General features: G+C 72.1%; 11 protein-coding genes, 1 tRNA gene and 1 riboswitch. Of the genes, 2 read left to right on the forward strand and 10 right to left on the reverse strand.

Annotation, left to right across the window (positions count from 1 at the left end):
• Positions 1-99: 99 nt before the first annotated feature.
• From ACWDCZ_RS08675 to ACWDCZ_RS08695, 5 genes are all read right to left on the reverse strand, one after another.
• Positions 100-663 carry an EF-hand domain-containing protein gene (locus ACWDCZ_RS08675; protein WP_449815567.1) on the reverse strand — a complete coding sequence of 188 codons (564 nt, stop codon included), beginning with the start codon at positions 661-663 and terminating at the stop codon, positions 100-102.
• A gap of 136 nt (positions 664-799) precedes the next feature.
• Positions 800-2,515, reverse strand: a complete 1,716-nt coding sequence (locus ACWDCZ_RS08680; protein WP_449815568.1) for a dipeptide ABC transporter ATP-binding protein — start codon at positions 2,513-2,515, stop codon at positions 800-802.
• A 14-nt stretch (positions 2,516-2,529) separates the two neighbouring features.
• Entirely contained in the window at positions 2,530-3,522 is a 993-nt protein-coding gene (locus tag ACWDCZ_RS08685; RefSeq protein ID WP_049649815.1) for an ABC transporter permease, read from the reverse strand.
• A gap of 177 nt (positions 3,523-3,699) precedes the next feature.
• Complete coding sequence (locus ACWDCZ_RS08690; RefSeq protein ID WP_449815569.1) at positions 3,700-5,457, reverse strand: ABC transporter substrate-binding protein; 1,758 nt, start codon at positions 5,455-5,457, stop codon at positions 3,700-3,702.
• Between the two features lie 115 nt (positions 5,458-5,572).
• Positions 5,573-6,553 (reverse strand): ABC transporter permease, encoded by a 981-nt coding sequence (locus ACWDCZ_RS08695; RefSeq protein ID WP_049649813.1) that lies wholly within the window; start codon positions 6,551-6,553, stop codon positions 5,573-5,575.
• A gap of 304 nt (positions 6,554-6,857) precedes the next feature.
• A riboswitch (ZMP/ZTP riboswitch) is annotated at positions 6,858-6,954 on the forward strand.
• A gap of 19 nt (positions 6,955-6,973) precedes the next feature.
• Here ACWDCZ_RS08695 and ACWDCZ_RS08700 point away from each other — a divergent pair.
• Positions 6,974-8,431 (forward strand): glycine hydroxymethyltransferase, encoded by a 1,458-nt coding sequence (locus ACWDCZ_RS08700; RefSeq protein WP_449815570.1) that lies wholly within the window; start codon positions 6,974-6,976, stop codon positions 8,429-8,431.
• A 134-nt stretch (positions 8,432-8,565) separates the two neighbouring features.
• On the opposite strand, the gene ACWDCZ_RS08705 is transcribed toward ACWDCZ_RS08700, so the two are convergent.
• The 4 genes from ACWDCZ_RS08705 to ACWDCZ_RS08720 form a co-directional block, all read right to left on the reverse strand.
• Positions 8,566-9,993: an aldehyde dehydrogenase family protein gene (locus tag ACWDCZ_RS08705; protein WP_074004360.1), complete on the reverse strand. Its 1,428-nt coding sequence runs from the start codon at positions 9,991-9,993 to the stop codon at positions 8,566-8,568.
• A 107-nt stretch (positions 9,994-10,100) separates the two neighbouring features.
• Entirely contained in the window at positions 10,101-10,565 is a 465-nt protein-coding gene (locus ACWDCZ_RS08710) for a DUF6624 domain-containing protein (protein ID WP_074004455.1), read from the reverse strand.
• Positions 10,566-10,936: 371 nt separating this feature from the next.
• Positions 10,937-12,574, reverse strand: coding sequence for an APC family permease (locus tag ACWDCZ_RS08715; protein ID WP_074004361.1), 1,638 nt, complete (start codon positions 12,572-12,574; stop codon positions 10,937-10,939).
• Positions 12,575-12,890: 316 nt separating this feature from the next.
• Positions 12,891-12,975, reverse strand: a tRNA-Leu gene (locus ACWDCZ_RS08720).
• A 393-nt stretch (positions 12,976-13,368) separates the two neighbouring features.
• Here ACWDCZ_RS08720 and ACWDCZ_RS08725 point away from each other — a divergent pair.
• Positions 13,369-13,887 carry an ATP-binding protein gene (locus tag ACWDCZ_RS08725; protein ID WP_369808266.1) on the forward strand — a complete coding sequence of 173 codons (519 nt, stop codon included), beginning with the start codon at positions 13,369-13,371 and terminating at the stop codon, positions 13,885-13,887.
• An 84-nt stretch (positions 13,888-13,971) separates the two neighbouring features.
• Here the strand turns inward: ACWDCZ_RS08725 and idi are convergent, their stop codons facing one another.
• A complete protein-coding gene (idi, locus tag ACWDCZ_RS08730) occupies positions 13,972-14,625 on the reverse strand; it encodes an isopentenyl-diphosphate Delta-isomerase (protein ID WP_449815571.1) in 654 nt (217 codons plus the stop codon).
• Between the last annotated feature and the right edge of the window lie 279 nt (positions 14,626-14,904).

Here is a 14,904-nt window from a genome sequence, read left to right on the forward strand (position 1 = left end):
GACCGCTGTCCGCTCAGCGACGCCTCCCTCTGGGGCGATCCGTCCCCGCACTTCGTCCACTGGCGTGATCGCGGGGGCGGACCACCGAGGACGTACGGCTCAGAAGGCGTACGGCGGTTTGCCCGTCCACCAGTTGCCGGGCGCGTCCGGGTCGCGGCTGGTCCAGAACTCGATGATCGCGTTGGTGAACTCGGCCGCGGAGAGCACGCCGTCGCCGTCGGTGTCGAGGTGGCGGAAGGCCTCGTCGGCGTCGTCGCGGGACAGGCCGGCGAAGTGGCCGCGCTGGAAGACGAAGAACTCGCCGGCGTCCACCGTGCCGCTGCGGTCGGCGTCGGCGACGGAGAGGAAGGCCCCGGCGAGCGCGCCGAGGATCTCCTGGGCGGCCTCCGGGTCGTCGGCGAGCGAGCCGGTCGAGGCGACGAACTGCTGCCGGGTGATCGCTTCGGTGCCGGCGGGCAGCCGGGCGAGGTGCAGGTCGTGCCAGGTCGTCAGGTAGGCCCGGACTATCACGGCCTCCGCCTCGGAGCCCTCCTGGTGGCCGAGCGAGCGGGCCACCGAGAGGCCCATCAGGACGTGGTCCCGCTCGGTGAGCAGCCCGTCGCCGTCGGCGTCGAGGTGATCGAAGCCGTGATTGATCTTTGCGATGAGCAGGTCGTCCGACAAAAGTGCCCCCTCGATTGGTGATTCCTTGCCCGGGTCTCCTACGTCACATCGCCTGCACGCTAGCGCCTCGAACCGGACCGGCGCAGCCGAACGACCTGCTGCTTCACCCGCCGGGCCTCGATGATCATCGGTCATCTCAGTGCACCGCCGCCAGCAGCTCCCTCGTGTACTCGGTGTGCGGCGCCGCGAACAGCTGGTCCCGGTCGGTGGACTCGACCAGCCGTCCCCGGTGCATCACCGCCACCCGGTCGCAGAAGTGCCGGACCACCGCGAGGTCGTGGGAGACGAACAGGAAGGCGACACCGAGCCGTTCGCGCAGCTCCATCAGCAGGTTGAGCACCTGGGCCTGCACCGACACGTCGAGCGCGGAGACCGGCTCGTCGGCGATGATCAGGCGTGGCTGCGGGGCCAGCGCGCGGGCGATGCCGATCCGCTGGCGCTGCCCGCCGGAGAACTCGTGCGGGTAGCGGTCCAGGTGCCGGGCCTCCAGGCCGACCTGCTCCAGCAACTCGGCGGAGCGCTCCCGCCGTTCGGCCTGGTCCAGCGGGGTGTGCAGGCGCAGCGGGGTGTCCAGGGTCTGGGCGACGGTCCGGCGCGGGTTGAGCGAGGCGTACGGGTCCTGGAAGACCAGCTGGATCTCCCGGCTGAGCCGCTTCCGCAGCTCCCGGTCCGGTCGGGTGACGTCCTGGCCGTCGTACAGCACCCTTCCGCCGGTGGGGCGTTGCAGCCCGGCCAGGACCCGTGAGGTGGTGGACTTGCCGGAGCCGGACTCGCCGACCAGCCCGAGCGTCTCGCCGGGCGCGATCCGCAGGCCGACGCCCTCGACCGCCCGGACCGGTTCGGCCCGCAGGCCGGGGAAGCGCCGGCGCCCGGGGAAGCGCACGGACAGGTCGTCCACCTCGACCAGCCACCGCTCGGGGCGCTCGACGGTCCGCGGCCGGAACGTCCGCGACGGGGCCGGTTCGTCGACCGTCGGCAGGGCGGTGCCCGGCACCGAGTCCAGCCGGAGCGCCGCGCCCACCAGCGCCCGGGTGTACGGCTCGCGCGGTGCGGCCAGCAGTTCGGCGGTCGGCGCGGACTCGACCTCGACCCCGCCGCGCAGCACCAGCGTGCGGTCCGTCGTCCCGGCGACCACGCCCAGGTCGTGGCTGACCAGCAGCACCGCCGTCCCGTGCTCGCGCTGCAACTCGCCGAGCAGGTCGAGGACCTGCCGCTGGACGCGGGCGTCCAGGGCGGTGGTCGGCTCGTCCGCGATGAGCAGCCTGGGGTCGTTCATCAGCGCCATCGCGATCATCACGCGCTGGCGCATGCCGCCGGAGAACTGGTGCGGGTAGTCGCGCGTCCGGGCCGTCGGGATGCCGACCCGGTCGAGCATCTCGGCCGCCCGCCGGCCCGCCTCGGCCCGGCCCGTGCCCGGGTGGTGCAGCCGGTACATCTCGGCGAGCTGGGCGCCCACGCCGTGGAAGGGGCTGAGCGAGGTGAGCGCGTCCTGGAAGACCAGCGCCGCCTTTCCGCCCCGCACCCCGCGCAGCGCGGACTCCTCGGTGCCGACGACCTCCTGCCCGTCGAGCCGGATCGAGCCGGTGACGGTGGTGGTGCGCGGGTCGTGCAGGCCGAGGACGGCGAGCCCGACGGTCGACTTGCCGGAGCCCGACTCACCGACCAGGCCCAGGACTTCACCCGGGGCGAGGTCGAAGGAGAGGTCCTGGACGGCGGTCACCGGCGCACCGCCGCGCGGGTTGGCGAAGGAGACGGTCAGATCGCGGACGCTCAGCACCGGCTCGACGGTCTCCGTCGCCGTGCTCTCCACCTCTGCGGTCCGCACGCCGGCCCCCGGAACAGTGGAATTCATCGAAGGGCTCCCCATCAGTTCAGCCGGACACGCGGGTCGAGCCAGGCGACCGCGAGGTCGGCCAGCGCGACGAACAGCACCATGAAGCAGGCGGCCAGCAGCACCGCGCCGACCACGGCGGGCAGGTCCTGCCCGGCGACGGCCTCGGCGGCGAACCGCCCGACCCCGTTCAGCCCGAACACCGTCTCGGTGATCACGGCTCCGCCGAGCAGCACCCCGGCCTCCAGCCCGATCAGCTGCACCAGCGGTCCGGCGGCGCCGCGCGAGGTGTACTTGAGGTGGGCGCGCAGCCGTCCCAGGCCCTTGCCGCGGGCCGTGCGGACGTACTCCTCGTTCATCGTCTCCAGCAGCTGCGAGCGCGAAAGCCGGGCGAACACCGCGGAGTTGACGAAGCCGAGGACGAACCAGGGGAGCAGCATCCCGCCCGCCCAGGCGGCCAGGTCGTCGGCCGGCGGGGTGTAGGAGGGCAGCGGCAGCAGCCCGGTGGAGTAGACCAGCAGCCACTGCGCGACGTACCCGAGGAAGTAGATCTGCAGGCTGGCGCCGACCAGGGTGAAGCCGGACAGCAGCCGGTCGGTCCGCCGACCGTGCCGCAGCGCGGAGACGAACCCGGTGCCGAGGCCGAACACCAGCAGGACGGCGAGCGCCCCGGCGGTCAGCGAGAGGGTGACCGGCAGGTGGTCGGCGAGGGCCTCGCTGACCGGCTGGTGCAGCCGGTAGGAGTAGCCGAGGCAGGGGGCGTCGCAGTGGATGGTCGAGCCGTCCACGTCGCCGATGTCCCGCCCGGCGACGACCCCGGCCAGGTAGTCGGTGTACTGGGTGAGCAGCGGCTGGTCCAGGCCCATGCTCTGGCGCACCGCCGCGACCTGCCCGCTGTCGCAGCGCGGGCCGCAGGCGGCGCGGGCCGGGTCGGCGGGCGCGGCGTAGAAGAGGGCGAAGGCGGCGGCGGAGACCGCGACCAGGACCGCGAGGGCCTGGGCGGTCCGCCGCAGGACGAAGGAGAGCATGGCCGATCCGGGGTCGACGTGACGGGGGAGGCGTGCGAAACGGACGTGTGCGGGACTGAGGCGGAACCGGGGGCCGGAGCCGGGGAGACAGGACCGGGGGCCGGAACCGGATCCGGAGGCGGAACCGGGGCCCGCCCCGCCACCGCGCACGGGCGGCGGGAGCGGGCCCCGGTCGGCTCAGGACTTCAGGTACAGCCAGGCCAGCGAGACGGTCCCGTAGATCGGGTGGATGAACGCCCCGCCGACGTTGCTGCCGCGCAGCTGGTTGACCGTGGGGTAGGCGAACGGCAGCACCGGCACGTCCTTCATCACGGTCTGCTCCAGCGCGTACAGCTCCTTGGCCTTGGCGCGCGGCTCGCCGATCTGGTTGATCCGGTCGATCTCCTTGTCGACCTCCGGGTTGCGGTAGAGCGCGGAGTTGATGTCGCTGCCGGCCCGGCCGTCGAAGGAGAACGGGATCAGGGTGGACGGGGTCGGCCAGTCGACCGAGCTGGTCTCCTCGAACAGGTCGTACGGGGCGCCGTCGCGGTGCACCTCGTCCAGGAAGGCCTTGGGGTCGATCGGCTTGGGCACGACGGTGATGCCCGCCTTGCCGAAGCCCTCGACCAGCACCTGGGCGACGCGCTGCCCGGTCGGGGTGTTCCGGTACGCGTAGGTCAGGCTGCCGGGCGCCTGCTTGGCCTTGGCGAGCTGGGCCTTGGCGGCCTCCGGGTCGCCCTCGGGCTTGACCGGGTAGAGGTCGTACTTCTGCCAGTCGATCAGCGCGGGCGAGCTGAGCGTGGTGGCCAGTTCGCCGGTCCGGGCGCCGCCCTGGACCTGGCGGGCCTGCTGGCGCGGGTAGGCCAGGTGCAGCGCCTTGCGGACCTCGACGTCCGACACCCGCTGGTTGTTGATCATCAGCTGGGTGACGAAGGCACCCTGCCGGCCGGAGACCACCAGCTCCTTGGCCTTCGGGTCGGTGTCGGTGGTCTGGTACAGCTCGGCGGAGAGGGTGTCGGCCGCGGTGGTGGCGTTGGCGCCGCCGTCCCGCCCGGAGAGGATCTCCTGGTTGAGGTTGAGCGCCTCCTTGCCGTACGTGAAGACGAACTTCTCCGGGTACTGGCTGCGGATCGGGTCCGTCTCGGGCTTCCAGGCCGGGTTGCGCTCCAGCACCATGCGGGTGTTCTGGACGTGCTCGACGATCTTGTACGGGCCGGTCGCGAACGGCAGGCGGTCGTAGTCCGTCCCGGTGTCCTTGTCCCGGCGCACCGGGGAGGAGGAGGACTGCGCGGCCATGTACGGGACGTCGGCCTGCGGCTGCGGGAAGTGGAAGACGAGGGTGCGCTCGTCCGGCGTCTCGATCGCGTCGAGGTCGCCGGCCTGCGGGCCCGCGTACTTGGTGCGCGCCGCCTCGTAGCTGGCCTCGCCCGTGAGCCACTGCGGCCAGTACGGCGGGCCGACCTCGTAGCCCTTGCCGAAGGTGCGCTCGATGCCGTACTTGACGTCCTGGGCGGTGATCGGCTGCCCGTCCTCCCAGGCGACGCCCTGCTTGAGCTTGTACGTCCAGGTGCGCCCGCCGTCGGCCGGGGTGCCGGTGTCGGTGGCCAGGTCGCCGACCAGCTTGGCCTTGCCGTCCACGACCTGGTACTGGGTCAGCTGGCGGCCCCAGAGCAGCGAGGCGTTGTAGGCGGCACCCGCGTAGACCTTCTGCGGGTCGAGGTGGCGGAACTCGACGCTGTTGTACACGTTCACGGTGCCGCCCGCACGGGCGCCCGGGACGGCCGGGGCGGGGCCGGCGCTCTCCTGCTCGCTGCCGAGCACGGCGGTCAGCGGGGAGGTCTCCTTGGCGGAGGCCCCGGCGCCGCCGGAGCCGGTGGTGCTGCCCGCGCCGGCCGAGCAGGAGGTCGCCAGCAGGGCGGTGGCGATGACGGCGAGGGACGGTCTGGTCCAGCGCATGGCGAATCTCTCCTTGCCCCGGCGGTCGTGCCGGGGCGGGCTCGGGTGATGGTGGGGAGGGGGGAAGGGTCTTGGGAGCGGCGAGAAGAAGGGGCCTCGGGAGGGCCGAGGGGCCTCAGCGGGCGGTGCCGGCGCGTGGGTCCAGCGCGTCCCGGACGGCGTCGCCGAGCAGGTTGAAGGCGATGACGAACAGCAGCAGCGCCACGCCGGGGAACACCATGTAGGTGGGGTCGGCCTGGAAGACCTCGGAGCCGCGCGCGATCATCCGCCCCCAGTCCGGGACCGGCTCGGTGACGCCGACGCCGAGGAAGGACAGCGCGGCCTCGGAGGCGACGAAGGTCGGCACCGCCATGGTGGCGTGCACCAGCAGCTGCGAGCGCACATTCGGCAGGAGTTCGTGGACGACGACATGGAATCGGCTCGCGCCCTGGGCCCGCGCGGACTGCACGAAATCCCTTTCCCGGAGCGAGCGGACGGTGGCCCGCAGGGAAAGCGCGAGCGGAATCCAGCCGAACGCCGAGAAAACCAGGATCAGCACCAGGAACTGCATCCACTCCGGTTCCGCGGTGCCCGGGTCGACCAGCCGGGACTGGATCACCGGGCTGAGCGCGAGCAGCAGGAGCAGCGTGGGAAAGGCCAGCAGTACATTGGCGAGGAATCCGAACAACCGGTCGGTGATCCCGCCGAGGTAGCCGACCGCGACGCCGACCAGCACGCCCAGCGTGGTGGTCACCACGGCGGCCGCGAAGGCGATCAGCAGCGAGGTGCGGATGCCGTACAGCAGCTGGGTGAACACGTCCCGGCCGAGGCCGGGCTCCAGGCCGAACCAGAAGTCCCCGGAGATGCCGCCGTTCGGCAGCATCGGCAGGCCGCTGTCGCTGAGCAGGCCCGGAGCGTTCTGGCCGTAGTGGTCGACCGGGTTCTTCCCGTACAGCGCGGCGACCAGCGGGGCGCCGAGGGCGAGCAGCAGGAACAGCACCACCACCGCCAGGGCGGAGGCGCCGACCCGGTCCCGCAGGATCCGGCGGAGCGGGCCGGGGTCGGCGGCGGGCACGGGCCCGGCCGCGGTGCCTGGGACGGTGTCGACCACTGCCATGAGGCGTAACCCCCGAATTCTCCGCCGCCCCATGGGTGAGGGTGCGCTGGTGTGTATTTCCGGTACGGCCTCCGGGGGTTTCCCGGCGGCTGTTCGAGCGCCATTTGATCGGATGCGTCCGAGGTTCCGCAAATCACCTTTGGCGGACGTTCGGGTCATTCCTTTCGAACTGTTTCGGGAAATGTGGCGGCTTCATTTCGCTGAAACACTCGCGTTGCAAAAGAACGGACATACCATGCTGAAACGGACTGCCCGTTCCGCATTCTGAGACCTCCGCCACAGTCCCTCCGGTGTTGGTACGATCCCGGTGGGCCGCAACTGGCGCGTAGGGATGGAATCAACCATCGGGAAGCGGCCCCGTGAATCCTCACGTGAACTTGCCGAGCGCCTGGGCCCCCGCATCCCCACCAGGAGACCGCCATGGCCCAGCAGCCCCACACCGCCGCCTCCGCCGCGGCCGACACCGCCTTCCGCAGCGCCCTCGACGTGGTCGCCGGCGTCGAACCGCGGATCGCCGCCGCGATCGGACAGGAGCTGGCGGACCAGCGCGGCTCGCTCAAGCTCATCGCCAGCGAGAACTACGCCTCCCCGGCCGTCCTGCTCACGATGGGCAACTGGCTCAGCGACAAGTACGCCGAGGGCACCGTCGGCCGCCGCTTCTACGCGGGCTGCCGCAACGTCGACACCGTCGAGGGCATCGCCGCCGAGCACGCCCGTGAGCTGTTCGGCGCCGACCACGCCTACGTCCAGCCGCACTCCGGCATCGACGCCAACCTCACCGCGTTCTGGGCCGTCCTCTCCCAGCGGGTCGAGAGCCCGGCGCTGGAGCGCGCCGCGGTGCGCAACGTCAACGACCTCACCGAGGAGGACTGGGCGCGGTTGCGCCAGGAGCTCGGCAACCAGCGGATGCTCGGCATGTCCCTGGACACCGGCGGCCACCTCACCCACGGCTTCCGGCCCAACATCTCGGGCAAGATGTTCGAGCAGCGCAGCTACGGCACCGACCCGGCCACCGGCCTGATCGACTACGACGCGCTGCGCGAGACCGCCCGCGAGTTCCGCCCGCTGATCATCGTGGCCGGCTACTCCGCCTACCCGCGGCTGGTGGACTTCCGCCGGATGCGCGAGATCGCGGACGAAGTCGGCGCGACCCTCATGGTCGACATGGCGCACTTCGCCGGCCTGGTCGCGGGCAAGGTGCTGACCGGCGACCACGACCCGGTCCCGCACGCCCACATCGTCACCACCACCACCCACAAGTCCCTGCGCGGCCCGCGCGGCGGCATGGTGCTGTGCCAGTCCGAACTGGCCGAGCACGTCGACCGCGGCTGCCCGCTGGTGCTCGGCGGCCCGCTCTCCCACGTGATGGCCGCCAAGGCGGTAGCCCTCGCCGAGGCCCGCCGCCCCGAGTTCCAGGCCTACGCCCGCGCCGTCGTCGCCAACGCCCAGGCGCTCGCCGAGGGCCTGCTGCGCCGCGGCGGGAAGCTGGTCACCGGCGGCACCGACAACCACCTGGTCCTCGCCGACGTCTCCGGCTACGGCCTGACCGGCCGCCAGGCGGAGGCGGCGCTGCTCGACTCGGGCATCGTCACCAACCGCAACTCCGTCCCGCAGGACCCGAACGGCGCCTGGTACACCTCGGGCGTCCGCCTCGGCACCCCGGCCCTCACCACCCGCGGCCTCGGCACCGCCGAGATGGACGAGATCGCCGACCTGATCCACACCGTCCTGCGCGCCACCGCCCCCGTCACCACGGCCAAGGGCTCCCCGTCCAAGGCCGCGTACACCCTGGACGCCGCCCTCCGCGACGCCACCGCCAAGCGCGCCGCCGACCTGCTCGCCCCGTACCCGCTCTACCCGGGCGTCGACCTGGTCTGACGGCGAACGGCGAACAGATGACAGATTTCGAAATCTGTCATCTGTTCGCTGAACGTTGTCAGCCGTCAGCCGTCAGCCGTCAGCCGTCAGCCGTTCGTCGGCCCCGCCCCGCCCCGCCCCGTGCACCGGATCCGCTAGTACTGCAGGGACTTGTACTGGAGGAACTCCTCCAGCCCGTGCCGGCCCAGCTCCCGGCCGAGGCCGGAGCTCTTGTAGCCGCCGAAGGGCGCGAGCGGGTTGAAGCGGCCGCCGTTGAGGTCCACCTGGCCGGTGTCGAGGCGGCGGGCGAAGGCGGCGGCGGTGTCGGTGTCGCGGGCCCAGACGCCGCCGGCCAGACCGTACGGGGTGCCGTTGGCGAGTTCGGCGGCGTGGTCCTCGTCGCGGTAGCGGAGGATCGCCAGGACCGGGCCGAAGACCTCCTCCTGGGCCACCGTCATCTCCGGGGTCACGTCGGCGAGCACGGTCGGGCGGACGTAGTAGCCGGTGGCGGGTTCGGTGACCGGCTCCGAGCCGCCGACGACCAGCCGGGCGCCCTCGGCCAGCGCGCCGTCGATGTAGCCGCGCACCTGGGCCAGCTGCCTGGCGTTGACCAGCGGGCCGATCCGGGTCTGCGGGTCGGTCGGGTCGCCCGGCCGGTACCGGGCGGCGACCTCCTCGGCCCGGGCGACCGCCTCCTCGTACTGGTCCTCGTGCACCAGCAGGCGGGTCAGCGCGTTGCAGGTCTGGCCCGAGTTGGCGAAGACGTTGGCGACGTTCGCCTTGACCGCCCGGGCCAGGTCGGCGCCGGGCAGCACCACGTTGGCCGACTTGCCGCCCAGCTCCAGGGAGACCCGCTTCAGCCCCCGGCCGGCCGTCTCGGCGACCTGCCGGCCGACGGCGGTGGAACCGGTGAACGAGACCAGGTCCACGTCCCGGTGCCCGACGAGCGCCGCGCCCGCCACCGCCCCGGTGCCGGTCACCAGGTTGAAGACGCCCGCCGGGAACCCGGCCGCGTGCACCAGCCGGGCGAACAGCCGGGCCACCAGCGGGGTGTCCTCGGCCGGCTTGAGGACCACCGGGCAGCCGGCCGCCAGGGCCGGGACGGTCTTGGCGACGATCTGGTGCAGCGGGTAGTTCCACGGCGTGATCGCCGCGACCACCCCGGCCGGCTCGGCGTGCACCACCGAGTTGCCGATCCGCTCCTCGAAGGGGTGCTCGGCAAGGAGGGTCAGGTAGGAGGTCGCCACGGCGAGCGGCAGCCCGGCGTGCACGGCGCCGGCGAAGCCGACCGGGGAGCCCAGCTCGGCGACGACCGTCTCGGTGATCTCGTTCTGCGCGGCGGCGATCCCGTCCCGCAGCCGGGTCAGCAGCGCCAGCCGCTCCTCGGGGGTGGTCGTGCCCCAGGCGCGGGCCGCCCGGCGGGCCGCCGTCACCGCCGTGTCGACGTCGGTCGTGCCGCCGGCCGGCACGGTGGCCAGCACCTGTTCGGTCGCCGGGTTCAGTACGGTGATCGACCCGGCGTCCCCGGAGGGCCGCCACTCGCCGTCGATGTACTGGTCGCTGTACTCCGCGTACTGCCGCACCGATCGTCCTCTCGTCCGCCCTTCAACTAGCAGCGCTAGCCGAAGGTCAGTCAATGCGGCCCGGGTGGCCGCGCGCAAGAGTCAATCCCGACCGGCGGACCTGACGGTTACTTCGGAGCGAACCGCGCGGTGTACTCGTCGAACGGCTCGATGCCCACCTCCGCGCGCCGCTCGTCCAGCCGCTCCGGCTCCTCGCACGGCCACGGCACCGGGCGGCCGTCCGCCACCGCGCCGATCTGCGTCCCGTAGCGCTGCTCCCGGCCCTCGTTGACCGCCAGCCGGTCCTGGAGGAAGGCCAGGTCGCGGGCGCCCGCCTCACCCCGGGCGACGGCCTCGCCCATCAGTGCCGCCGCCCGCCGCTGGACGTCGAGCTGCCGGTCCGCGTGCTGCGCCACCAGCCACGCCGCTCGGGCGGCCTCGGGGCCGACGGCGCGCTCGGTCGGCCAGCCGTGCGCCGCCATGATCTCCGCGAGCCGGTCCCCGTGCCGGGCGGTCAGCCGCCGCCAGGCCGCCTGCTCGGCCAGGTCGGGGCTGTTCGCCAGCCGGGCGGCCGCGCCGTCCTCGGCCATCATCGCGACCAGCTCCCGCGCGAGGACCGGATCCTGACCGTACCGCTGTGCTTCCGTCACGTCGACGACGCTCCCTGTAGCCGGGCCCTCCTGCCGAGGACCGCCCGCCACCACGCTAGGCGCGGAGAACGCGACGAAGATCATCCCCGAAGACGGTGACCCGGGGGTGCCGCCCACGGCAGAATGGATGCACACCGGGAACGAAGCGCACCGCGCACGCGGGAACGAGGTGCACCGCGCACGCGCCAACGGAGCGCTCCACGCACGCGCCAACGGAACGCACCGCGCACACGGCGACGGAACGCACACTCCCGCGAGAGACGCCGAAGGGCCGGTCGGAGGAATCCGACCGGCCCTTCACCGTGTGACGAGGATCAGACCCGGGACGGCTCCGCCGCCTCGGCGCCCTCGGCCTCCAGCATCTCCTCGCGGACCGCGGCCAGCGAGGGGTTGGCCCAGGCGCTGGCGACGCCCCAGTAGTAGAACGCCAGCCCGATCGCGGCGACGATCAGCAGGTCCCAGCCCTCCGGCAGGTAGCCGTGCCCGCCGAAGTCGGCGCTGCCCGCCCAGGAGACGCCGGCCATCACGAACAGGTACGCGACCATCCAGGCGCCCGCCTTCAGGTGCGGCTTCAGCACGGCGAACGGCTTGCGCAGCTCGTACCAGGCCCAGATCGGCAGACCGGCGGCCATCAGCAGGATGACCTTGCCGGTGAGCGGCCAGCGGGCCCAGTAGAGCACCAGCGAGCCGAAGATCATCGCGATCGGGGCGATCACCGGCATGGCGCGCAGCCGGACCGGCCGCGGCAGTTCGGGGGCCAGGCGGCGCAGCGCCATCACGGCGACCGGGCCGGTGATGTACGAGATCACGGTGGCCACCGAGACGATCTCGGCCAGCGAGCCCCAGCCGCGGAAGACCGCGAGGAACATGAACGCGACCACCAGGTTGAGCACCAGCGCCGGGCGCGGGATGCCGGTCTTGGCGTCGACCCTGCCGAAGATCTTCGGCAGGTGGCCGTTCTCCTGCACGCCGTGGATCATGCGCGAGGTGGTGGCTGCGTAGATCATGCCGGTGCCGGAGGGGGAGATGAAGGCGTCCGCGTAGAGCGTGATCGCGAGCCAGTTGAGGCCCCAGGCGATGGCCAGGTCGGCCAGCGGCGAGGTGTAGGAGAGGTTGCTCCAGCCGTTCGCCAGGTCGCCGCCCGGGATGGCGCCGAGGAAGGCGATCTGGAGCGCGACGTAGATCACCAGGGCGATCAGGATCGAGCCGATGACGGCCTTCGGCAGCGACTTGCCGGGGTTCTTGGCCTCGCCGGCCAGGTTCAGCGGGGACTGGAAGCCGTTGAAGGCCCAGACGATGCCGGAGACCGCGACGGCGGTGAACACCGAGCTCCAGCCGTTCGGCGCGAAGCCGCCGTGGTCGGTGAAGTGCGCCGAGTCGAAGTGCGCGAAGAGCAGCGCACCGGCGGTCACCGTCGGGACGACGACCTTGAAGACGGTGATCGCGGTGTTGGTCTTGGCGAACAGCGTGATCGCGAACCAGTTGAGGGCGAAGTAGACGAGCAGCAGCACGCTGGCCAGCGCCACGCCGCTGAGGGTCAGCTCCTTGCCGTCGTACAACCCCTGCGCCCAGCCGAAGTGCCAGGAGCTCATGTACTGCACGGAGGCGGTGGCCTCACCCGGGATGACCGAGACGATGGCGATCCAGTTGGCCCAGGCCGCCAGGTAGCCGGCCAGCGAGCCGTGCGAGTACTGGCCGTACCGGACCATGCCGCCGGCCTTGGGGAACATCGAGCCCAGCTCGCTGTAGGTGAGCGCGATGGTCAGCGCCACCGCGGCACCGATCACCCAGGCGAGGATCGAGGCGGGTCCGGCGAGCTTGGCGGCCCGCTCGGCACCGAACAGCCACCCGGAGCCGATGATCGACCCCAGCCCGACCGCGGTCAGGCTGATCGTTCCGAGCGATCGGCGGTAGTTCTGGTGTGATGCCGTCGACGATTCGGGCTCACTCAACGTATCGGTCCTCTCGCTCGTGGTTCATCGGGTGGTGTCGGTGTTTTTGCGATTTTGCGTCGGTATTTCGGACAAACGGAGAGCAGCCTAAGGTCCAAAAAGGGGCGAAAACCTCAGAGGAAGCTCAAACCATCCGATTGTTGCCATCTCGTGTCCGGCGTCCGGGCCGATGCGGACCGGCGAGGAGACGGACGCCACAGCGCCAGGGAGGGCGGTGGCCAGGGACGGCGACCGGGGCCGGCCCGGGGGAAAGGGGCGGCCCGAAAAACGAAATTCCCCGTGGAAGCCTTTCGGCCTCCACGGGGAATTTCGGCTGTGTCCGAGGGGGGACTTGAACCCCCACGCCCGATAAAGGGCACTAGCACCTCAAGCTAGCGCGTCTGCCATTCCGCCACCCGGACTGGGTGTGTGCTTCGGGGGCTTTTTCCTCGCCCCCTCGGCGACAGAGAGAACATTACCAGGGTTCTGGAGTGCTTCTCACCTGCGCTTCCTCGGGGCCGCGTCGACCGACATCCTGGTCGGGCCGCTCCGGGGGCACGGGGCCGCGGCGCACCGCCCGCACAGGTTGGTACGGCCTGTGAACGCGCTCGAATCCGGCCCGAACCGGTGGGGTCCGCGAAGGAACCGGTCGACTCCCGCACCGCCCGCGGTCGGTTGCGGCCGGAAGCGGTCCGACACGGGCAACTTGTCGACGGTGCCGCACCCGCCGCGACGGCTCTCCTAGCCTCTGTGGACCGAGGGCGCCATGAAGCGGATCGCCTGATTCCCGGGTCGCGGACGAAGGGCGGCTGGACGTGGAGCAGATCAGCGGAGCGGCGAAGGCCGAACCGAGACGCGGCAGGCGGGGGGAGGGCCCGGTCGGGGCCACGGCCTCCGCGGGCCCCACCGAGGGCGTGTGGCGCTTCCCGGTGCCCGCCACCGAGGCCTCGGTGCCGCTCACCCGGCACGCGGTGCGCGACCGCCTGCTGGCCCAGGGCATGACCGGGGTGCGCTACCAGGAGCTGGTGGACGACCTGCTGCTGATCGTCTCGGAGCTGGTGAGCAACGCGGTGACGCACGCCGCCGAGCTGTCGCCCGAGGTGGTCACCGAGCTGTCGCTGCGCCGGGCCTGGGTGCGGGTGTCGGTCGAGGACGGGGACCCGTACCGGCCGAAGGCGCTGGAGAACGACACCGGACGCACCGGCGGGCGCGGCCTGCTGCTGGTGAAGAGCGTCACCCTGCAGGCCGGTGGGGTGTGCGACGTCGAAGACACGGGGGAGGGCGGCAAGGTCATCTGGGCCTCGCTGCCCGTTCCCCCGGGGCCCGACCACTGACCGGCCGGGCCGGACGCCGGACCGACGGCCGACACCTCCGGACCGCCGGTCGGGACGGCCGGACCACCGGCCGGGGCGGGCGGACTACCAGTCCCGCCCGGCGATCTCCCGGATGCCCGGCAGCGCGGCCTCGAAGACCGTCTCGAACCAGACCGAGAACGGCCGCTCCGCCCGCAGCTCGCGCAGCTCCTGCGCGGTCACGAAGGCGAAGTCGTCCACCTCCTCCGGGTCGGGCTCGACCGGCGCGGTGACCAGTCCCACGAACAGGTGGTTCCACTCCCGCTCGATCAGCCCGGACGCCTCGTCCGGCAGGTCGTAGCGGACGGTGCCCGCCTCGCACAGCAGCGCCGGTGCGACACCTAGCTCCTCGGCGGTGCGCCGGGCGGCGGCGACGAACGGCGGCTCGTCCGGGTACGGGTGGCCGCAGCAGGTGTTCGACCAGACGCCGGGGGAGTGGTACTTGCCGAGGGCCCGGCGCTGGAGCAGCAGCCGGCCCTGGCGGTCGAACAGGAAGACCGAGAAGGCCCGGTGCAGCCGGCCCGGCTGCTGGTGGGCCCAGAGCTTCTCGCCGGTGCCGATCGTGACGCCCGCGTCGTCGACCAGTTCCAGCAGGATCTCGGTTCCGACGGGGGCGGACCCGGTGGCCCGGGGGTCGACCGTCACATCGGTCTCCACGTCGAGACCGGTGTCGATCTCGGCCGCGAAGTGCGTGGGATCGGTCGGAAGACTCTGGGGCATGGGGCCTCTTTCGGGAGCGGGAGCAACGGGAGCATCGGGTGTCTCCGACACACCGGGCGGAGTGCGGCGGACACAGCGGGGGCACCGGCGCCGGCGTCGGCATCCAGTCTGCCGTATGGGTGGCGGTCGGCAGGGGTCCCACGCACAACCGGGCGGATCATGACCCGGAGGAGTCGGAAACCGTCCAGAGAAGGGTCCGGGATGCCCTCGTAAGAGTCACAGAATTCGCAGAACCGTTCGGCGCGCGTTCGGAGCCCGTTCGACCGGTCCGGCGCCTCC

Source organism: Kitasatospora sp. NPDC001225 (genome assembly GCF_053597855.1).